This window comes from Streptomyces sp. 7N604 (assembly GCF_052245475.1).
In the GTDB taxonomy this organism is placed as follows: domain Bacteria; phylum Actinomycetota; class Actinomycetes; order Streptomycetales; family Streptomycetaceae; genus Streptomyces.
Genome location: NZ_JBQQBX010000007.1, coordinates 121868 through 140176, shown reverse-complemented (window position 1 = coordinate 140176; position 18309 = coordinate 121868). Strand labels below are relative to the sequence as shown.

Here is an 18309-nt window from a genome sequence, read left to right as displayed (position 1 = left end):
GCCGGGACCACTGACCGCTAGCGGACCTGCCGGACGGCCACCGCGTCGTATTCCGTCGTCGGCGTCGGCTCGACATCGAAGCGGGCGTTGGGCAGATGGAGCCGCCTGCCGAACGCGGCCGCGGTCGTCGGGATCGGTCACCGTCCGGCCCCAGCGGCAGCGCGTACCAGCTGGGCGTTGAAGGAGTCCGTGAACCAGGCCGCGCGTGGCGTCAGGATGACGTCGTTCACCATCGTCGTGTCCGTGCCGACCGGGTAGGTGGCCAGGATCTCGCCGCTGCGGGAGCCGACGACCCGGATCTCCCTGCTGTAGCCACCGCCGATGAACAGCCGGCCGCGGTCGTCGATCTTGAGACCGACCGACATGTTGCCCGTGCCCTGGGAGATGACCTCGCCCTGGCCGGTCGCCAGGCTCGCCCGGTAGATCGATCCGTCGGCGAGCGAGCCGAAGTACGCGTACGGGGCTGCTCCGATCGCGATGCCCTCGGGCTGGAAGCCGTTGGGCCGGGGAAGGGTCGTGGGCCCACCGCTCGGCGCCGGCGCCGCGGCCGTCGGCGCGGGCCGTGCCGCCCAGCGGCCCCAGGAGCGCGGCGCCGAGATCGGCCCCGGCAGGGCAGTCTTCGCCGTGCGAAGGAACGTTCCATGCTGTGCGTCCTTCCGAAAGAGCATCAGCCGACGCACTCGCCTCAGCACATCTCACCCGCCAACGCGCGCCGAACCCGGGCCCGTACAAGGGAATTGGGGCGCTCCTTCGGCGAAGGAGCGCCCCGTTCGGAGTGGAGCGGGTCAGGCGCAATCAGCGCGTCAGCGCGTCAGAGTGCGATACCGAGCAGCGCGTCGACGGCGCGCGATACGAGTCCGGGCGCGCCCTCGTCCGTACCGCCTTCCGACTCCTGGACGGCGGCCCAGCGATCGACGGCCGCCAGCGCGGCGGGCGCGTCGAGGTCGTTCGCGAGTGCCTCGCGGATCTCCTCGACCACGGCATCGGCCGGTGGCCCGTCGGGCCGGGAGACCGCGGAGCGCCAGCGCGCCAGCCGCTCGGCCGCCTCCTCGAGCACGGCATCGGTCCACTCCCAGTTGTCGCGGTAGTGGTGCGCCAGAAGGGCGAGCCGTATGGCCACCGGGTCCACGCCGTCGCGGCGCAGCGCGGAGACGAAGACGAGGTTGCCCTTGGACTTGGACATCTTCTCGCCATGGAGAGCGACCATTCCGGCGTGCACATAGGCCTTGGCGAAGGGGTATTCGCCGGTGAGGGTCTGGGCGTGCGAAGCACCCATCTCGTGGTGCGGGAAGGCCAGGTCGGAGCCGCCGCCCTGGACGTCGAAGCCCATGCCGAGGTGGTCGAGGGCGATGGCGACGCACTCGATGTGCCAGCCGGGGCGGCCAGGGCCGAGGGAGCCGCCGTCCCAGCTCGGCTCGCCCTCGCGGGCGGCCAGCCACAGCATCGGGTCCAGCGGGTTCTTCTTGCCGGGGCGCTCCGGGTCGCCGCCGCGCTCGGCGAAGAGCCGCCGCATCGTCGCGGCGTCGAGCCCCGAGACCTTGCCGAAGGCCGGGTCGGACTCGACGGAGTAGTAGATGTCCCCCTCGAGCTCGTACGCGGCCCCGCAGTCGCGGAGCCGTTCGATGAGCGGGACGATGCCGGGTATCGCCTCCACCGCGCCGATGTAGTGCTGCGGCGGAAGCATCCGCAGGGCGGTCATGTCCTCGCGGAAGAGCGCGGTCTCGCGCTCGGCGAGCTCCGTCCAGTCCTGCCCGTCCCGCTCGGCCCGCTCGAGGAGCGGATCGTCGACGTCCGTCACGTTCTGGACGTAGTGAACCTGCCGCTTCGTGTCGAGCCACACGCGCTGGACGAGGTCGAACGCGTTGTAGGTCGCCGCGTGCCCCAGGTGGGTGGCGTCGTACGGGGTGATGCCGCAGACGTAGATGCGGGCGACGGGACCGGGGTCGAGGGTGATCGGGCCCCCGGTCGCGGTGTCGTGGATCCGGAGGTCACGGCCACTGCCGGGCAGGGCGGGAACCTCAGAAGCGGGCCAGGCATACATGCCTTGAGCGTAACCGGATGCGTGATCGTCACACGAACCGGACCTTCAGGGTTGGCCGGAGTGGTGCTCTTGCGGATTCGCCGCATGCGTGGTCGCAGGTCCGCCGCATGGGGCCCCTCAGACCGGGGGCCAGGGGATGGCGGGCCACTGGCCGCTCGGCTCGGGGTGGCGGCCCTTCGAGATCAGCGCGGCCACCCGGTCCCGCAGCGCCTCCAGCTCGTCCGCGGTGATCAGCTCCGCGAGCCTGGCGGCGAGGGAGCCGCCCTCCGCGAGGTCCTCCGAGATCCGGCGGAGCACGCCCAGAGCCTCGTCGGTGAGCGGTTCGGCCGCCCAGCCCCACAGCAGCGTGCGCAGCTTGTCCTCGGCGTTGAACGTCACCCCGTGATCGATCGCGTACAGCTTCCCGTCCACCGTGGGCAGCAGGTGCCCGCCCTTGCGGTCCGCGTTGTTCATCACGGCGTCGAGGACGGCGAGCCGCCGCAGCCGCGGATCGTCCGCGTGCACCAGCAGCGCCGTGCCGCCGCCGCCCACCTCGGCGAATCCGATGGCCTTCCAGCCCGGCCCCGGCTCCTCCCCCTCGACGAGCGCCAGCAGCTCGACCGCCGGGTCCGCCTCGATCCACAGCTGGCACATCCCCTCGCCGTACGGGCCGTCGCGCAGCACCGTCGGCGGGACGAGGTCCCAGCCGGTCGCGCGCGAGAGCTCGTACGCCGCCACCTCGCGCTGCGCCAGCGTCCCGTCCGGGAAGTCCCACAGCGGCCGCTCCCCGGCGACCGGTTTGTAAATGCAGGTCCCGCTCCGCCCGTCGAGCTCGACGGAGCAGTAGAGCACCGCGTTCGACGCCTCGCGGATCCGTCCGCGTACGGTCAGCTCACCCTCGGCGAGCAGCTCGCACACGGCGGAGTCGTCAGCCGGGGCGGCCGGGCCGGCCGGGTCGGCGGCCGGGCCGGTCAGGCCGCTCCGCGGCGGTATCCGTTCTGGCGCGGGCATACGTGTCCCTCCGGGTCGAGCGGCAGGCTGCACAGCGGGCACGGCGGGCGTCCGGCGTTCACCACTTCGAGCGCCCGCTTGGCGAACGCCCTGGCCATCGGCCCGGTGAGCCGCACCCGCAGCATCGGCGGGCCGTTCTCCTCGTCCTGCAGCAGCCGCTCCTCCGCCTCCGCGAGGTCCTCCTCGGTCTCCGCGTCGAGCTCGACGAGCGCCTGCGCCTCGACGATCATGCGCTGTTCCTCGCCGTCCCACGCGAGCGCCATGGTCCCGACCCGGAACTCCTCCTCGACGGGGACCTCGAGCGGCTCGGCGTCGGCGAGTTCGGCGGGGGCGACGGCCGGCACCGGCGCGTTGCCCCCGGTGCGCCGCACCACCTCGTCCAGCAGCTCGTCGATCCGCTCGGCGAGCGCGGCCACCTGGGTCTTCTCAAGGGCGACGGTGGTCGTCCGGCCTGCCGCACTGGCCTGGAGGAAGAACGTCCGGCGGCCAGGCAGCCCGACCGTACCGGCGACGAAGCGGTCCGGTGGGTCGTACAGGAACACCTGACGGGCCACGTCCTGCTCCCTTTGTCATCGCTGCGGAATCTGGAAACTGGCGAATCGCTGCGATCCGCACGGTCTGAACGGGTTGCGCGCGGGTCCCCCGTACCCCGGGCCGCGGCCCGTCCACCCTACTGCGCGAGGCGATCACGGTGCGCCCGTGGCACCGCCCACGGGCGCATCGCCCTCGGCGCGCGGCGTACCGCCCCCGTCCGGCGCCAGCGCGCTGAACTCCCCGGTGTCGCCGAGCCGGAGCAGAAAGGGGCGGAGCGGGGTGTAGCGGATCGCGGTGACCGAGCAGGGCTCGACCGAGATCCGCTGGAAGAGGTCCAGGTGCAGCCCGAGGGCGTCGGCGACCAGCGACTTGATGATGTCGCCGTGCGAGCACATCAGGAAGACGGCGTCGGCGCCGTGCCCGGCCTCGATCCGGGCGTTCCAGTCCCGTACGGCGTCCACGGCGCGCGCCTGCATCGCCCGTACGGACTCGCCCTCGGGCCCCGGGAACTCGGCGGCCGACGGGTACCGCTGCACGGTGGTCCACAGCGGCTCGTCGGCCAGCTCCTTGAGCTTGCGCCCGGTCCAGTCGCCGTAGTGGCACTCTCCGATCCGCTCGTCCGCGTACAGCGGCACCTCCGGGCGGGCGTCGAGCAGCGGCCGCAGCGTCTCCTGGCAGCGCTGCAGCGGGCTGGTCACGGCGGCAGCCAGCGGCAGTCCCGCCAGCCGCCCGGGCAGCGCGGCGGCCTGCGCGGCCCCGCGCTCGTCGAGGGCGACCCCGGGCGTCCAGCCCGCAAGCACCCCCGCGGTGTTGGCGGTGGAACGGCCGTGCCGTACGAGGATCAGCGTGGGCATGTCTGCAACCCTACGGGCTCGCGCAACCCGCCTCCCCTGCGCATCCCTCCGGACGGAGGGAGAATGCGCAGCGTGATCGTGGACTGCGCCATCTACCGGAACGGGCGCCGCACCGAGGGTCCCGCCGACTTCTCCGAAGCCCTCGCGGAGGCGCGCGCCACCGGTGAGGGCTTCCTGTGGATCGGTCTCCACGAGCCGACCGAGGGCGAGTTCGACCTAGTGACCAGCGAGTTCGGACTGCACCCGCTGGCCGTGGAGGACGCGCTCAAGGCCCACCAGCGGCCGAAATTGGAGGTCTACGACGACTCCCTCTTCCTGGTCCTCAAGCCGGTCCTCTACGACGAGACGACCGGCACGGTGACGACCGGCGAGCTGATGCTGTTCGTGGGCGACTCCTTCGTCGTCACGGTCCGGCACGGCGAGGGGGCCCCGCTCGCCCAGGTGCGCCGCCGCCTGGAGGAGGACCCCGAGGTTCTCCGGCACGGCCCGACCGCCGTGATGTACGCGGTGAGCGACGCGGTCGTGGACGGCTATCTCGTGGTGGCGGCGCAGCTCGAAACCGACCTGGACGAGCTGGAGGCAGAGGTCTTCGCGCCGACGGGCGGCGACACGGGCAACACCGCGGCGGGGATCTACCACTTCAAGCGCCAGGTGGTCGAGTTCCGGCGCGCGGTCGGCCCGCTGGCCGAGCCGGTCGCGCGGCTGGCCGGGGCCGGCGTGCCGTTCGTGCACGCGCACGCGCAGCCCTTCTTCCGCGACGTCGCCGACCATCTGACGCGCGCGGGCGAGTACGCCGAGGCCTTCGACCGGCTGCTCTCCGACATCCTGGCGGCGCATCTGTCGCAGGTGGGCGTACGGCAGAACAACGACCTGCGGAAGATCTCGGCGTGGGCGGCGATGGTCGCGGTGCCCACGATGATCGCCGGGGTCTACGGCATGAACTTCGCGCACATGCCGGAGCTGACGACCGTATGGGGCTATCCGGCGGTGATCGCGGTCATGGCCGCGGCCGTGCTCGGCCTGCACCGCATGTTCAAGCGACGCGGCTGGCTGTAGGACGGGATGAACGGGACGTGGATCAGGCGAACTCGGGGGCGGCCGATGCGGGACCGCCCAGCGCGTCCAGCCGCTCCGGCATCCTCAGGCTGACCATCCGCCGCCAGCCGCCGAGCCGCTCGTACACGTACACCGCGTGGATTCCGGCCGCGAGCATCGCCATCTTGGCCTTCGACCAGCCCAGGATGCGACCCATCTGCGCCATGAAGACGAGGCTGACATCGCGGTAGACCCGGATCTCGGCCAGCGCGCTCTCCCGCAGGATCCGGTGGATCGTCCGGGCGTGGCCGGCGGCGGCCAGGCGCAACAGCTCCTCGTGGCAGTACGCGAGGTGGTTGTCCTCGTCGTTGGAGATCATCTTCACCGCGCGGCCGAGGTCGGGGTGGTCGGCGAAGTGCTTGCGCAGCAGCTGCATCTGCTCGGAGGCGCGCTGCTCGGTGACGCGGCTGTGGGCCAGGTAGGCGACGATGTCGTACTCGGTCAGCGGCTCGTCGGCGCGGAGCTTGTCGTGGGCCAGGCCGATCCCCTGCCGCTCCAGCAGCATCGTGTAGTCGGCGTCCTGGGGGACGTCGACCGGCTCGAGCCCGCGCTTGCGCAGCAGGGCGTTGAAGATCCGCCCGTGCTTGTCCTCGTCCGCGCCGTGCCGGACGATCTTGGGGCCGAGACCTCGCTGGGACTCGGGGACGAGTGCGGCGATCCGGCCGTTCTCCCAGCCGCCCTGTGCCTCGCCGCTTGCCGCGATGGAGCAGAACAGCCGGAACGAGTTGTCGTTGTCGAGGATCTCCTGGAACAGGCTTCGGGCCGAGAGCATCACTGCCACCTCCGTACGAGCGTCCGCAAAGGGAAAGTCAAAAGGGACATGCCCCGTCCGGCAACAGCACGGTCGGTCAACTCCGCCGAACGGAGGAGCAACAGGAGCTCTCCCGGCGCGTAACCACCGGGGCCGCCCCGCGTTGTGCTGGGTGACGGCCGTGGCGGGGAAGACCCCCGAGCCCCCACCACGGCCGCAGAAAACCTCTCAGTCTCTCCCCGGCCACCTCTGGGTAGGGTGATTCCGAGCCTGGAGGGGGTTGTGAGACGGGTGGGCAAGTTCAGCAGAGCGGCGAAGAGCCGCCCCGCGCCCCGGCGGCTGGGACCCGCGAGCTCGGACTGGTCGCCGTACGAACGCCTGGACGACGCGGCGCGCGCCTACTTTCTGCATGCGGATGTCGCGCTCGAAGCTATTGCCGGGGTCCTGGGGCGGCACCGCGTGCGGGGCTTCACCCTGGAGCGGGTGGTGGACCTGACCGAGGCGGGCGCCTCGGTGTGGCAGGAGGCCGCGGTCTGCGACGGGCGGCGGCTGATCCTGTGGCACAGCGAGGAACTGGCGGACGACAACGCCCCGGAGGGCACGGTCCTCGATTCGTCGGTGCAGGTGCTGCCGCTGGGCTCGATCCGGCATGTGGGCATGCGGACCCTGGTCGGGCGGGACGAGTCGGGCCGCCGGGTCGACCGCGGGGTGCATCTGGTGCTGGCGACGGGCACGCCGCACGAGCTCAACACGGTGCCGGGCGGCGACCCTGACGCGCCGCTGACGTCGGCCCGCTTCCGGCCCGAGGCCTTCCGGTTCAGCAAGTCGCTGGACGACGGCGGGCCGGGCCAGACAGCCAGGCTGATCGCCTTCGGGCAGCTGATGGGACGGCTGGTGCCGGGCTGAGATCCCGGGCACCAGCCGCGCCCTCGTCCGCGATGCGCGTACGGATGGTCGGTACGTGTCTTGGTACGTGTCGTGGGCGGGACTACTCGCCGACGCCCGAGCGCTCCAGCGCCTCCACGCCCGCGCGCAGCGACGCGAGACGCTCTTCGAGCGTGAAGCCCGCCGGGGTGAGGGACAGGGTGGTGACGCCCGCCTCGGCGTAGGCCTGCATGCGGTCGGAGATGCGGTCCACGGGCCCGAGGAGGGTCGTGGAGTCGATGAGCTCCTTCGGTACGGCGGCGGCCGCGCCGTCCTTGTCGCCGGCGAGGTACTTCTCCTGGATCTCGGCGGCTTCCTTCTCGTAGCCCATGCGCTGGGCGAGCCTGTTGTAGAAGTTCTGCTTCGCGCTGCCCATGCCGCCGACATAGAGGGCGGTGTAGGGGCGGAAGAGGTCGGCGAGGGCGTCCACGTCGTCGCCGACGGCCATCGGGACGGTCGGGACGAGATCGAAGCCCTCGAGGGTCTTGCCCGCCTTCTCGCGGCCCGCGCGGATCGAGCCGATCGTGGTCTCCTCGGCGTGCTCGGGGGCGAAGAAGATGACCAGCGCGCCGTCGGCGATCTCGCCGGTCTGCTCGAGGTTCTTGGGGCCGATGGCGGCGATGTAGAGCGGGATGTACTCGCGGACCGGGTGGACGGTGAGTTTGAGCGGCTTGCCGGGGCCGCCGGGCAGCGGCAGCGTCCAGTGCTCGCCCTCGTGGCTGAGGCGCTCGCGGGACATCGCCTTGCGGATGATCTCCACGTACTCGCGGGTGCGGGCCAGCGGCTTGTCGAACTTGACGCCGTACCAGCCCTCGGAGACCTGCGGGCCCGAGACGCCGAGTCCGAGGCGGAACCGGCCGCCGGAGAGCGAGTCGAGGGTGGCGGCCGTCATGGCCGTCATGGCCGGGGTGCGGGCCGGGATCTGGAAGATGGCGGAGCCGACGTCGATGCGCTCGGTCTGGGCCGCGACCCAGGAGAGCACGGTGGCGGCGTCGGAGCCGTACGCCTCCGCCGCCCAGCAGACGGAGTAGCCGAGCTTGTCGGCCTCGCGCGCGACCGCGAGATTGTCGGCGTCCATTCCGGCGCCCCAGTAGCCGAGGTTGATCCCGAGCCGCATAGCCGCTCCCCTTACCGATCAGTAACGTGCCTGTCCTGCGGACTCTAGCGTGCGAGGGCGGGATCCGTCAGTGCCGGGTTGGTGGAGGGTTATCCACAGCCCACCGCTCGCGGAGGCCTGGCCAGTAATCTCAGGGCCCATGGAGCAGAGGCACCTCGGCCGTACGGGTCTTCGGGTATCGCGGATCGGGCTCGGCACCCTGACCTGGGGCCGGGACACCGGCGAGCACGACGCCGCCGACCAGCTCAAGGCCTTCTGGGAGGCCGGCGGGACGCTCGTGGACACGGCGGATGTATACGCGGACGGGGGCGCCGAGTATCTGCTCGGGCAGCTCGTCGAGGACCTCGTGCCGCGCCGGGACCTCGTCATCGCGACGAAGGCGGGCAGCATCCCCGACCCCGACCGCCGCTTCGACGGCTCGCGCGGCCACCTGCTCGCCGCGCTGGACGCCTCCCTGGAGCGGCTCGGCACGGACCATGTCGATCTCTGGCAGGTCCACGCCTTCGACTACGCGACGCCGCTGGACGAGACGCTGCAGGCACTCGACATCGCGGTCAGCAGCGGGCGGGCGCGCTATGTGGGCGTCTCCAACTTCTGCGGCTGGCAGCTCGCCAAGGCCGCCACCTGGCAGCTGGCCGCCCCCGGGGCCCACACGCGGCTGGCGAGCACGCAGATGGAGTACTCGCTGCTGCAGCGGGGCGTCGAGCGGGAGGTGCTGCCCGCCGCGCTGGACCTGGGGGTGGGGCTGCTGCCGTCGTCGCCGCTGGGGCGCGGGGTGCTCACGGGGAAGTACCGGCACGCGACCCCCACCGACTCGCGGGGCGCCTCCCCGGACCTCGCGGCCTTCGTCGCCCCCTACCTGGACGACGCGGCGAGCCGCATCGTCGACGCGGTCGCCACGGCGGCCGACGGCCTGGCCACCACTCCGCTCCAGGTGGCCCTCGCGTGGATTCGCGACCGGCCAGGTGTGGCGGCCCCGATCGTCGGCGCGCGCAACGCGCAGCAGCTCATAGAGGCGTTGTCAGTGGAGGCGCTTACGCTTCCCGACGAGATCTGCCAGGCGCTGGACGACGTATCGGCGCCCCTGCACCGCTATCCCGACCAGGACTGGAGCACCCTGTGACCACGGACCGCCCCGCCGGCGAGCCCACACCTGACGACGCGCGGACGGCGCCGACCGGCCCGGACACAGGCTCCGGCTCCGGCCCTGCTGGTGACAGGGCGGCAGGGGCCGAGGGAGTGGCCGGCGAAGGCGACGACGCGACGGCCGGCAGCGGCGGCTCGGGAGCGAAGGCGGGAGTAGGGCGGTCGGCAGCCGCGGAGGCGCTTGCGGCAGCCGTGCGGGCCGTGGAGAGCGGTGAGCGGTCCGCGGCGTCGTTCTTCACCGAGCAGAGCCGTCCGGCCGCCGTGCCCGGCGCGGCCGGGCGGGCGAACGCTCCTACGGGGCCTGGCCCCACGGCGGGCGGCAGCCCGAGCGCCGGTCCTGCCGCCTCCGGACCGGGTACCGGGAGCGGTGGCCCGGGCGCGTACGGCCAGGGGCGGAGCGACGCGGCGCACGGTCTGGCAGGCGGGGGACCGGTCGGCGCGCCGGGCGGACCGGCGGCCGCCGGGGGCTCCCGTCGCGGGCTGTCCGGTCTGCCGCCGACGGAGCGGCAGGCGCGGAGTGCGACCGTGCGGGAGGTCCTGGGCGCGGGCGGGGCGCCCGAGGCGCTGGCGGACAAGGTGCTCGACGTGTTCGGGGACCGCGCCGCGCAGGCGCTGCGCGAGGATCCATGGCAACTCCTCGCCGTGCCCGGCGTGCGCCCCGAGCAGGCCGACGGCTTCGCCCGGGCCCTGCTCGGCGCGGAGTGCGGTCCTGCCGACGAGCGGCGGGCCCGGGCCCTGGTCCAGTGGCTGCTGGAGCGCGCCGCCCTCGAAGGGCACACGGCTCTGGAACCCGCGACCCTGAGCTCCGCACTCGCGCAGCGATCGGTGCCGGACGCGGAGGCCGCGCTGCGGACTGCCATCGCGGACGGCGCGGTGCTGGTCTTCCGGGACGCCCTTGACGCCCCCGGCTCCGGCCCGATGTCAGCGTCGTCTTCCTCGGCGGCGTCGGAAGGCGACGAGGAGAACGAGGAACAGCCCGTACGGGTGCTGGTGGGACTCGACCGTTACGCGCTGGCCGAGGAGAGCCTCGCGGACGGGCTCGCGCGGCTGGTCAACACCTTTGATCCGGAGAGCGGTTCGGCCTCCGCGCCCGGCGTCGCCGCGGTCCGCGGCGCGGACGGCGAGCAGCAGGGCGCCGACGCCCAGGCCGCGGAAGGCTCCGCGACTGTGTCCGGGCCTTCCGCCGCGACAGCGCCGTCCGCCGCCGACTGGCGGGCCGCGGCCGAGGCCGCGCCGTCCCCGTCGGCCGCGGAACTGATCAGCGCCGTGGCCGGGAGTGGCCTCGTGGCCCACACCGGCGGCGAGGCCGCCCGGGCGGAGCCCGCCGCCATGGTGGCCGCGGCCCGCGCGCTGGGCCTGCGCGCGTACGCCGCGGCGCACAGCGAGGACGGCCGTCAGCGGCTGGCGGCCATGTTCGGCACGGCCGCGTCCGCCGGTTCGGCGATCGGAGGCCCCGCCCCGGCCGCCGCCGGGCAGCACGGCGCGAGTGCCGACGAGGCACCGGGCGGCACGACGGATAGCACGACGGACGGCCGGACGCGGGAGTCCGGCGAGGCGGCCGGAGACAGCGGCCCGAGCGGCGGCGTGGACAGTGAAGGCGGCGGCCCGCCGGAAGGCGCCGGCCGCGCGGCGCCGGGAGTCGGCGGAGCCGAAACCGCGCCCTCGTCCGCGGGCGGCCTCGGCCCCGCGGCCGTGACCGTGGCCGGGCTGTTGGCGGGCGTGGAGGGCCCGGGCCGGGACGCCGAGGGGGCGCTCGCGGTCGATGTGCTCGCCGTGCTGGACGCGCCGCAGCTCGACGTCGAGACCGCCGCCATGCTCGTCGAGTCGCTGCCGGACGGCGCGCGCCTGGTCCTGAGCGGAGACCCCGGTGTCCTCTGGTCGGCCGGTCCCGGGAAGGTCTTCGCCGACCTGCTCGCCGCCCGCACCTGCCCGCAGGTCGCATCCCGAACACCCGACCCCGGCCCCATCGGCGAGCTGGTCTCCGGCATCGGGATCGGCGAGCTGAGCCAGGTGGATGCGCCCGGCAAGGAAGTGGTGATCGTTCCGGTGCGGGACGCCGGTGAGGCGGTGCACCGCACCGTGCAGCTGGTCGCCGACTCGGTGCCGCGCGCGATCGGCGTACCCGCGGACCATACGCAGGTCATCACGCCGGGGCACGGCGGCGCCGCGGGGACTCGGGCGCTGAACGCCGCACTGAAGGACCGGATCAACCCGGGCCCCGGCCGCTTCGGCGGCTTCGACCCGGGCGACCGGGTGGCATACGTACCGGCCCCGGGCCGGTCCCTGCCGGGCACGGTGGTCTCGGCCGACGCCGAAGGCCTGCATCTGGACTGCGCGGGCGCGGGCGTCATCATCGTGCCGCGCGACCGCGTGAGCGAGACCGTACGGCACGGCTGGGCGCTCACCGCCCATCAGGCCGCAGGAATGCGCTGGCCGGCGGCGGTAGTGGTGCTGCCGGGCGATGCGGTGCAGGCGCTGACCCGGTCCTGGGTCTACACCGCCTTCAGCCGTGGCGAGCGGCATCTGTCCGTGGTGCACGGCGCGGACCAGGCGCTGCCGCGAGCGGTCGCGGAAGTACCGGTGAAGGAGCGCACGACCCGGCTGCGGACTCTGCTGCGGAGCAGCGCGCCGCCGGACGGGTGAGCCCCGGCCGGCGGCGGTGGTGATCGGTCCGCGGGATCAGCGAGTTCCGCGAGACCAGTAAGAAACGGACGAGAGGGCGTTCACCGCTCCGAGTCGAGCGGCTCGAGCTCGTCGTCGTCCTCGTCGTCCACTTCCTCTTCTTCGCCCTCGTCCTCGTCCTCGAGCTCCTCGTCGTCGAGCTCCTCGTCGAATACGGCGCTGACGTCGAAGCGGCAGATGACCCGCTCCGGATCCGCCTGGTCGAACGGCGCATTCAGCCACTCCCCCGGCTCCGCGGGTTCGTCGGCAGCCGTCACCCACAGCGTGGAGTCACCTTCCTCCAGGCCGAACTCCTTGTGCCGGGAGGCGATCTCGTCCGGTTCGTACTCCCCGAACAGCACGCCGAGTGCCGCGTGAACGCCGACGCCGGTCCCGGCCTCGGCGCCGTTCAGCCCTGGGCCGCCGAGCTCCACATCCGGATCGAGGTCGGCCACCCGCTGTGCCTGGGAGAGCAGTCGCTGCGATTCCGTGACCGTGTAGTCGCGGCGGATGAGCACGCTGAGCGCGTGCGGCTCCTCGGGGCCGGTGTAGGCGGGCATCGTGCCGTCGCCCGGGATCTCGAAGGGCGTGACCTCGTCGTAGACCTCGTACAGCAGCTCGTCGTACGCCTCGGCCGCCGCGGCCAGCTCGTTGAACGCGGTGTAGACGGCCGGGTCGTCCTCTCCCGACCGCCTCTCGACCGCGTCGAGGTGGCGGTCGAGCGCGGCTTTGACCGCCTCGGCGGCGGCGCGTACCTCGGCAGCGGATGGCTGCGCAGCATCAGACATAGTGCAGACGCTATCCGTAGTGGGGCACTACCCGCACAATAGATGCGATGCCGGAATATGAATTTCGCGACGTGTACGTGCCACGAGGGGTCTCCCGCAGCGCCGCCACACGTCTGCTGACCGACCATGCAGAGTACGGGCACTGGGAGTTGGACCGACTGCGGCTCAACCCGGATGGGAGCCGCCGGGTGCGGCTGCGGCGCCGGATCATTCGCCAGCCGCGCGCTACGTGGTGAGACGATGCGGTGACACAAGGTGAAGACGGAGCGGGCCCCGCGACTGCGAGGCCCGCTCCGCCGTGCGCCGTTCCGTGCCTGTCCTGGACTTACGACCTGGACGCGGCCCGGGAGCGGCGGTAGAGCACGGCGCCCCCGAGCAGCAGTGCGGCGCTCGTGGCTCCGGCGGCGCCCAGCATGCCCGCGCCGGTCTCGGCGAGCTCCTCCTCGCCCTCGGGCGCGGTGACGGCCTGCGGCCTGTGCTCCACCGCGGGCTTCACCTCGGAGTCGTCCTCGTGGCCGGGCTTGACGTGGCCGTTGCCCTTGCCCTCGTCCTTGCCCTTGTCCTCGTCATCGGGCTTGCTCGGGTTGTCCGGGTTGTTCGGGCGGTCCGGGTCGTGCGGGCGCTCCGGCTCGTGCGGGTACCCCGGCGTGCCCTGAGAGACATTCGCGCACTTGTTGCCGTTGGTGGCGTTCCCGACACCGATCTCGTTGACGCTGTTGCCGCAGGCGTTGATCGGCACATCGATCGGTACCTGCACGATGTTCCCCGAGACCACACCCCCCGAATTGCCGCTCCCGGCACGAGCGGACGAGCCGTCGTTGCCACCCGACCCGTGCCCGCCGCCGGACACGTTGGCACAGTTGTTGCCCATGGCCGGATTGAACAGGCCAACGGCGTTGACCGTGTTGCCGCACAGGTTCACCGGCACGTGTACGGGCACTTGGACCGTATTGCCGGACCCAACGCCCGGCGAGTTCCCGGAAATTGCTCCCGCGTCCGCGTCCGCGTACGCATAGCCTCCGGTCACGGCGAGCACACCGCTCGCAGCCGCAACCGTGATCAGGCTCTTTCTCGCGACCTGTCGCATAGGTTCGCTCCCCTGCTGCCTATCGCCTTTCGACATGCTCACGGGCGATTGCCCGCTCGCCAATTCCCGGGCCCCGGAGTGCATGGCGCGCACTCCGGGGCCCGGGATCACACCCTCATGGGTTGCGGTACAACGTCTCGCGTTGACACACGTGTTGCCGAAGGGAAGGTCGAGCATCCCGATCACGCCTCCCCTGCCGGCCATGCGGTCTCAGCCGAGACTGCACAGCCGTAACGAGGAAGGGGGAATCCGAGCCACGGGGCTGTCCGGGTGTTTCACTCTTTCCGGCTAAGTGCGTTCGATCCCCGTATCAGCGGCTGCCGTGTCATCCCCAAGGGTCTTCACCAGCAGGGGCCTTCACCAGCAGGGGCCTTCACCAGCAGGGGCCTTCATCAGCACTGGTCGAGGAATCGGTCCAGCACCCGGACGCCGAACTTCAGCCCGTCCACCGGCACCCGCTCGTCGACCCCGTGGAACATGCCCGCGAAGTCCAGCTCGGGCGGCAGCTTGAGCGGTGCGAAGCCGAAGCAGCGGATGCCGAGATCGTCGAAGGACTTGGCGTCCGTCCCGCCGGACAGCATGTACGGCACCGCGTGCGCGATCGGGTCCTCCGCCTTGAGCGCGGACTGCATGGCGTCGACCAGCGCGCCGTCGAAGCTGGTCTCCAGCGCCTTGTCGGCGTGCACGTCCTCGCGCTTCACGCGGGGACCGAGGATCCGGTCGAGGTCGGCGAGGAACTCCTCCTCGTGCCCCGGCAGGAAACGGCCGTCGACGTGTGCGGTCGCCTGCCCCGGGATCACATTGACCTTGTATCCCGCGCCCAGCATCGTCGGGGCCGCGGTGTTGCGCAGCGTCGCCCCGATGATCTTCGCGATACCGCCGAGTTTGGTGAGCGTCGCGTCCATGTCCTCCGGGTCGAGCGGGGTGCCGAGCGCGTCCGACAGCTCGTCGAGGAAGGACCGTACGGTCTTGGTGACCCGGACCGGGAACTCGTGGCGGCCCAGCCGTCCGACGGCCTCGCACAGTTCGGTGATCGCGTTGTCGGTGTTGGTCATCGAGCCGTGTCCCGCGGTGCCGTCAACGGTCAGACGCATCCAGTGCATGCCCTTTTGGGCGGTTTCAACCAGATAGAGCCGCAGGTTCTCGTTGACGGTGAAAGAGAAGCCGCCGACCTCGCCGATCGCCTCGGTCACGCCCTCGAAGAGGCCTGGGTGGTTGTCGACCAGGTGCCGCGCGCCGTAGACGCCGCCCGCCTCCTCGTCGGCGAGGAAGGCGAGGACGATGTCCCGCGGGGGCTTCCGGCCGCTGCGCAGCCGTTCCCGTACGACGGCGAGGGTCATCGCGTCCATGTCCTTCATATCGACAGCGCCGCGGCCCCAGACGCAGTCGTCAACGATCTCGCCGGAGAACGGGTGGTGCGTCCAGTCGACGGCGTTGGCCGGTACGACGTCGGTGTGGCCGTGGATGAGCAGCGCGGGCCGGGACGGGTCCTCGCCCGCGACGCGCGCGACCGTCGAGGCGCGGCCCGGGCGCGACTCGAAGATCTGCGGCTCGAGCCCCACCTCCGCGAGCTTCTCGGCCACATACTCGGCGGCGGCGCGCTCACCGGGGCCCGAGTGGTCGCCGTAGTTGCTGGTGTCGATCCGGATCAGGTCCCGGCACAGGTCGACGACCTCGTCCTCACCGGTAGGGGCCGGCTTCGACTCGCTCACGCTGCCTCCTCGTGGTTCGCTGCCACGGACTGCCCGGGTCGGGCCGGCGCCCGGGGCGGGGGGTCCAGTGCCATCCTCCCGCGCCCGGCGCCGCAGCCCAAGGCCTCAAGGCTGCCGACACACGGTCGTCACGGCCCGCGGTCGTACGGTCGTGTGATCGGGCACGGCCGGATGTTTGCTATGGTTTTCCCCGCCGGAACGGCCACGGGCCGAGCGGCGGACACCTTGTCCGGGTGGCGGAATGGCAGACGCGCTAGCTTGAGGTGCTAGTGCCCTTTATCGGGCGTGGGGGTTCAAGTCCCCCCTCGGACACGACGTTCGGGACGTTCACGAGATCGTCCCGCTTCCGTTCACGAGTTACCGGTCGGGCCATAAGGCTCGCCGGTGATTCGTCGTTCGTGGGGCCTTTGGGCCCTGGGCTCGGCGCCGTGAGGCGGTGCTGCTGTGACGATCAAGCCTCAGTGGCGCCCACCGGTTTCTGTGCGATGGCCGCAGAGGCGGAGCCCTTCGCAGCGGTCTTCTTGCGTGGCACGAAGGCGCTGTCCCGCCGGAAGCGCCTGACCGCCCGGAGATTCGCGATGCAGATGATCACCGCTACGAGCAGGGTCTGCGCGACGCGTCCGCGGGGCAGACGTTTCTGGGGCACGGCCACGCTGTCCAGGACCTCTTTCTTCAGGTTCCCGTTGCCGCCTTCATTCCGGCTGCGCAGGCCGGACCATGCTCCTGCCACTTGCCGCTGAACAGGCTGTACTTTTGGCGCCACTTCGCGAGGACGGTCCCCGGGACGGTGACGCTGTCCTTTGTGCAGATGTCCGGGTAGGGGCCGGTGTCACGCCCCGGTTTGAGGGTGTCACCTCGCACGTCCGGCGGCAGGACCACAACGACTTCTCCCACCAGGACCCCGGCTTCGTCGACCACGTCCTGAACAAGTCCCCCGAGGTCGTACGGGTCTACCTCCCGCCGGACACCAACACCCTGCTCTCGGTCGCCGACCACGTCCTGCACAGCCGCGACTACGTCAACGTCGTCGTCGCCGGCAAGCAGCCCTGCTTCGACTGGCTGACCATCGACCAGGCCCACGCCTACTGCGCACGCGGCGCCGGGGTCTGGGAGTGGGCCGGAACGGAGACCGGCAGCGGCGAACCGGATGTGGTGCTGGCCTGCGCGGGCGACGTCGCGACCCCCTTCGACATGGTCGTACGCAACGACCTCGATCGGTACCGCCTGGTCATGGACGTCACCGACCGCGTCCCGGGCCTCGCCGTACGGCCGCGCCGGTCCGCCAGGGCGATGGAGGACACCCGCCTGCGCCACCACGCATGGATCCGCGAGCACGGCACCGACCTCCCCGATGTCGCCGACTGGACCTGGACCGCGTGAACGGAGGCCTGACGGCGGAACGGCTCACGCACCCGGATCCCCGTACCAGTTCAGCTTGCTCGCGCTCAGGCCGCTCAGGCGGCGACGAGGAGTCGTTCGAGGAGATGCGCGGCGGTGATCACTCCGAGCAGCCGGGCGTCGCCGTGGTTCCGGCCCTTGGGGTGTTCGACCACGGCGACCAGCGGGCTGCGCTCGCGCGCCATGAGTGCGGCCACTTCCAGCGCGGTGTCGTCGGGGTCCGCGACCGGCGGTGTCTGGCGCTCCTTGGGCAGGCAGTCGGACACCGGCCGGCCCGCCAGCGCCTTGCACAGCTGGTCGGCGTGGCGCTCGTCGACCACACTCGCGAGCGTCGGGTCTTCGATCACGTAGGCGGGAACCAGCAGCTTGACCAGTCGTGAGGCCGGCAGAACCGCGTACGGCTCGGGGCCCTTGTCCATCACCAGCACCCCGGGCAGTCGCTGCTCGGCAAGCAACCGGGCCGCATCCAGCGCATCGCTGTCCAGGCTTACCGACGGGTACTCCTCCGCCAGGTCACGCGCGCGCATGGCTGCCTCCTCGGTGCACTGCAGCGGGCCGAGTCGCCCGTGCGGCCTTCTTCCATTTTCGTCTTTCGGAGGACTGCGCGGGTCATCGGCCCCGAAGCGACGAGTGGCCCTGGTGAAGGGTTGCTCTGCGGAGCGATTCGGTACAGGCAGTACACGCAGCCACTTTGGGTTCTCGACGGGGCTGACCGGACCTCGCCCGGGCCGAGCCCTACAGGCTTGCCCCTCTGGTCAGGGGCGAGCCGTGTTGTTCCCGGCCCTGCGGCGTGCGCGCTTTTCCGTAACGTCCGAGACCGCGACGAACAGTGCGCCCGCTACGGCGCAGGCAGCCCCCACAACCGTCGCTGCCATGACGACCTCGTAGGACGCTCCCATCGCGCGCAGTACGGCGTTGACCGCTGCGGAGCCGTAGAGCAGCAGCACTGCCGCACCACGGTTGCGGATGCTCCGAGGCGTGAGCCGTCTGCGTACCCATCCGGGCGCCCAGCCGCGCAGCATCGCGATGCACAGCGGCAGCAGGATCACCGAGAAGATGGCGAGCGTGGACAAATGGATCACGGGGTTCCCGTGCATGCCCCTCCCCTTCACAGGGCCGACATGCGGGTGCCGCGGCGGGCCCTGGCGCGAACACTACCGCTCCGACCGGGGCGGTTGAGGCGTCAGGATTCCGTTGTGACCGCGTAACGA

At 71.9% G+C, this 18309-nt stretch carries 18 protein-coding genes, 1 tRNA gene and 1 pseudogene; 7 read left to right on the top strand and 13 right to left on the bottom strand.

What is annotated here, in order from left to right:
• Positions 1 to 137: 137 nt before the first annotated feature.
• The 5 genes from ACTWP8_RS09960 to ACTWP8_RS09940 form a co-directional block, all read right to left on the bottom strand.
• Positions 138 to 668, bottom strand: a complete 531-nt coding sequence (locus tag ACTWP8_RS09960; RefSeq protein ID WP_443321774.1) for a hypothetical protein — start codon at positions 666 to 668, stop codon at positions 138 to 140.
• A gap of 143 nt (positions 669 to 811) precedes the next feature.
• Positions 812 to 2041 carry a cysteine--1-D-myo-inosityl 2-amino-2-deoxy-alpha-D-glucopyranoside ligase gene (gene mshC, locus ACTWP8_RS09955; RefSeq protein WP_443321773.1) on the bottom strand — a complete coding sequence of 410 codons (1230 nt, stop codon included), beginning with the start codon at positions 2039 to 2041 and terminating at the stop codon, positions 812 to 814.
• A 117-nt stretch (positions 2042 to 2158) separates the two neighbouring features.
• Positions 2159 to 3031, bottom strand: a complete 873-nt coding sequence (locus ACTWP8_RS09950; RefSeq protein ID WP_443321772.1) for an SCO1664 family protein — start codon at positions 3029 to 3031, stop codon at positions 2159 to 2161.
• A complete protein-coding gene (locus ACTWP8_RS09945; RefSeq protein ID WP_443317445.1) occupies positions 2992 to 3585 on the bottom strand; it encodes a DUF3090 domain-containing protein in 594 nt (197 codons plus the stop codon). Before ACTWP8_RS09945 ends, ACTWP8_RS09950 begins: the two co-directional genes overlap by 40 nt.
• A gap of 132 nt (positions 3586 to 3717) precedes the next feature.
• Entirely contained in the window at positions 3718 to 4419 is a 702-nt protein-coding gene (locus ACTWP8_RS09940; RefSeq protein WP_443317444.1) for a histidine phosphatase family protein, read from the bottom strand.
• A gap of 63 nt (positions 4420 to 4482) precedes the next feature.
• Between ACTWP8_RS09940 and ACTWP8_RS09935 the strand changes: the two genes are divergently transcribed.
• Positions 4483 to 5475, top strand: coding sequence for a magnesium and cobalt transport protein CorA (locus ACTWP8_RS09935; RefSeq protein ID WP_443321771.1), 993 nt, complete (start codon positions 4483 to 4485; stop codon positions 5473 to 5475).
• Positions 5476 to 5497: 22 nt separating this feature from the next.
• Here ACTWP8_RS09935 and ACTWP8_RS09930 read toward each other — a convergent pair whose 3' ends face one another.
• A complete protein-coding gene (locus tag ACTWP8_RS09930) occupies positions 5498 to 6286 on the bottom strand; it encodes a ferritin-like domain-containing protein (protein ID WP_443321770.1) in 789 nt (262 codons plus the stop codon).
• Between the two features lie 261 nt (positions 6287 to 6547).
• On the opposite strand from ACTWP8_RS09930, the gene ACTWP8_RS09925 reads away from it, so the two are divergent.
• Positions 6548 to 7171 carry a hypothetical protein gene (locus tag ACTWP8_RS09925; protein ID WP_443321769.1) on the top strand — a complete coding sequence of 208 codons (624 nt, stop codon included), beginning with the start codon at positions 6548 to 6550 and terminating at the stop codon, positions 7169 to 7171.
• Positions 7172 to 7253: 82 nt separating this feature from the next.
• On the opposite strand, the gene ACTWP8_RS09920 is transcribed toward ACTWP8_RS09925, so the two are convergent.
• Entirely contained in the window at positions 7254 to 8306 is a 1053-nt protein-coding gene (locus ACTWP8_RS09920; RefSeq protein ID WP_443317440.1) for an LLM class F420-dependent oxidoreductase, read from the bottom strand.
• 139 nt (positions 8307 to 8445) lie between these two features.
• Between ACTWP8_RS09920 and ACTWP8_RS09915 the strand changes: the two genes are divergently transcribed.
• The gene (locus ACTWP8_RS09915; protein ID WP_443321768.1) at positions 8446 to 9429 is read left to right on the top strand and encodes an aldo/keto reductase; all 984 of its coding nucleotides are present in this window, start codon (positions 8446 to 8448) and stop codon (positions 9427 to 9429) included.
• Positions 9426 to 12095 carry a helix-hairpin-helix domain-containing protein gene (locus ACTWP8_RS09910; protein ID WP_443321767.1) on the top strand — a complete coding sequence of 890 codons (2670 nt, stop codon included), beginning with the start codon at positions 9426 to 9428 and terminating at the stop codon, positions 12093 to 12095. The genes ACTWP8_RS09915 and ACTWP8_RS09910 overlap by 4 nt, the downstream gene beginning before the upstream one ends.
• Positions 12096 to 12175: 80 nt before the next feature.
• Here ACTWP8_RS09910 and ACTWP8_RS09905 read toward each other — a convergent pair whose 3' ends face one another.
• Positions 12176 to 12901, bottom strand: coding sequence for a hypothetical protein (locus tag ACTWP8_RS09905; protein WP_443321766.1), 726 nt, complete (start codon positions 12899 to 12901; stop codon positions 12176 to 12178).
• A 47-nt stretch (positions 12902 to 12948) separates the two neighbouring features.
• Between ACTWP8_RS09905 and ACTWP8_RS09900 the strand changes: the two genes are divergently transcribed.
• Positions 12949 to 13137, top strand: coding sequence for a DUF5703 family protein (locus ACTWP8_RS09900; protein ID WP_443317436.1), 189 nt, complete (start codon positions 12949 to 12951; stop codon positions 13135 to 13137).
• Positions 13138 to 13226: 89 nt separating this feature from the next.
• Here the strand turns inward: ACTWP8_RS09900 and ACTWP8_RS09895 are convergent, their stop codons facing one another.
• Both ACTWP8_RS09895 and ACTWP8_RS09890 read right to left on the bottom strand, forming a co-directional pair.
• The gene (locus ACTWP8_RS09895; RefSeq protein WP_443321765.1) at positions 13227 to 13988 is read right to left on the bottom strand and encodes a chaplin; all 762 of its coding nucleotides are present in this window, start codon (positions 13986 to 13988) and stop codon (positions 13227 to 13229) included.
• Between the two features lie 392 nt (positions 13989 to 14380).
• Positions 14381 to 15700 (bottom strand): M20/M25/M40 family metallo-hydrolase, encoded by a 1320-nt coding sequence (locus tag ACTWP8_RS09890; RefSeq protein ID WP_443321764.1) that lies wholly within the window; start codon positions 15698 to 15700, stop codon positions 14381 to 14383.
• 227 nt (positions 15701 to 15927) lie between these two features.
• On the opposite strand from ACTWP8_RS09890, the gene ACTWP8_RS09885 reads away from it, so the two are divergent.
• A tRNA-Leu gene (locus ACTWP8_RS09885) sits at positions 15928 to 16012 on the top strand.
• A 139-nt stretch (positions 16013 to 16151) separates the two neighbouring features.
• Here the strand turns inward: ACTWP8_RS09885 and ACTWP8_RS09880 are convergent.
• On the bottom strand, positions 16152 to 16346 hold the full coding sequence (locus tag ACTWP8_RS09880) for a hypothetical protein (RefSeq protein WP_443321763.1): 195 nt from the start codon (positions 16344 to 16346) through the stop codon (positions 16152 to 16154).
• A 203-nt stretch (positions 16347 to 16549) separates the two neighbouring features.
• Between ACTWP8_RS09880 and ACTWP8_RS09875 the strand changes: the two are divergent.
• Positions 16550 to 17080 (top strand): annotated as a pseudogene (locus ACTWP8_RS09875) (hypothetical protein); the annotation flags it as partial.
• Positions 17081 to 17154: 74 nt separating this feature from the next.
• Here ACTWP8_RS09875 and ACTWP8_RS09870 read toward each other — a convergent pair.
• Positions 17155 to 17625 (bottom strand): CBS domain-containing protein, encoded by a 471-nt coding sequence (locus ACTWP8_RS09870; RefSeq protein WP_443321762.1) that lies wholly within the window; start codon positions 17623 to 17625, stop codon positions 17155 to 17157.
• Positions 17626 to 17853: 228 nt separating this feature from the next.
• Positions 17854 to 18195: a hypothetical protein gene (locus ACTWP8_RS09865; protein WP_443321761.1), complete on the bottom strand. Its 342-nt coding sequence runs from the start codon at positions 18193 to 18195 to the stop codon at positions 17854 to 17856.
• Between the last annotated feature and the right edge of the window lie 114 nt (positions 18196 to 18309).

Coding starts and splice junctions, on each gene's coding strand:
- ACTWP8_RS09960 (WP_443321774.1), bottom strand. CDS start 668: ATGCTCTTTCGGAAGGACGCACAGCATGGAACGTTCCTTCGCACGGCG.
- mshC (WP_443321773.1), bottom strand. CDS start 2,041: ATGTATGCCTGGCCCGCTTCTGAGGTTCCCGCCCTGCCCGGCAGTGGC.
- ACTWP8_RS09950 (WP_443321772.1), bottom strand. CDS start 3,031: ATGCCCGCGCCAGAACGGATACCGCCGCGGAGCGGCCTGACCGGCCCG.
- ACTWP8_RS09940 (WP_443317444.1), bottom strand. CDS start 4,419: ATGCCCACGCTGATCCTCGTACGGCACGGCCGTTCCACCGCCAACACC.
- ACTWP8_RS09935 (WP_443321771.1), top strand. CDS start 4,483: ATGCGCAGCGTGATCGTGGACTGCGCCATCTACCGGAACGGGCGCCGC.
- ACTWP8_RS09930 (WP_443321770.1), bottom strand. CDS start 6,286: ATGCTCTCGGCCCGAAGCCTGTTCCAGGAGATCCTCGACAACGACAAC.
- ACTWP8_RS09920 (WP_443317440.1), bottom strand. CDS start 8,306: ATGCGGCTCGGGATCAACCTCGGCTACTGGGGCGCCGGAATGGACGCC.
- ACTWP8_RS09915 (WP_443321768.1), top strand. CDS start 8,446: ATGGAGCAGAGGCACCTCGGCCGTACGGGTCTTCGGGTATCGCGGATC.
- ACTWP8_RS09905 (WP_443321766.1), bottom strand. CDS start 12,901: ATGTCTGATGCTGCGCAGCCATCCGCTGCCGAGGTACGCGCCGCCGCC.
- ACTWP8_RS09900 (WP_443317436.1), top strand. CDS start 12,949: ATGCCGGAATATGAATTTCGCGACGTGTACGTGCCACGAGGGGTCTCC.
- ACTWP8_RS09895 (WP_443321765.1), bottom strand. CDS start 13,988: ATGCGACAGGTCGCGAGAAAGAGCCTGATCACGGTTGCGGCTGCGAGC.
- ACTWP8_RS09870 (WP_443321762.1), bottom strand. CDS start 17,625: ATGCGCGCGCGTGACCTGGCGGAGGAGTACCCGTCGGTAAGCCTGGAC.
- ACTWP8_RS09865 (WP_443321761.1), bottom strand. CDS start 18,195: ATGCACGGGAACCCCGTGATCCATTTGTCCACGCTCGCCATCTTCTCG.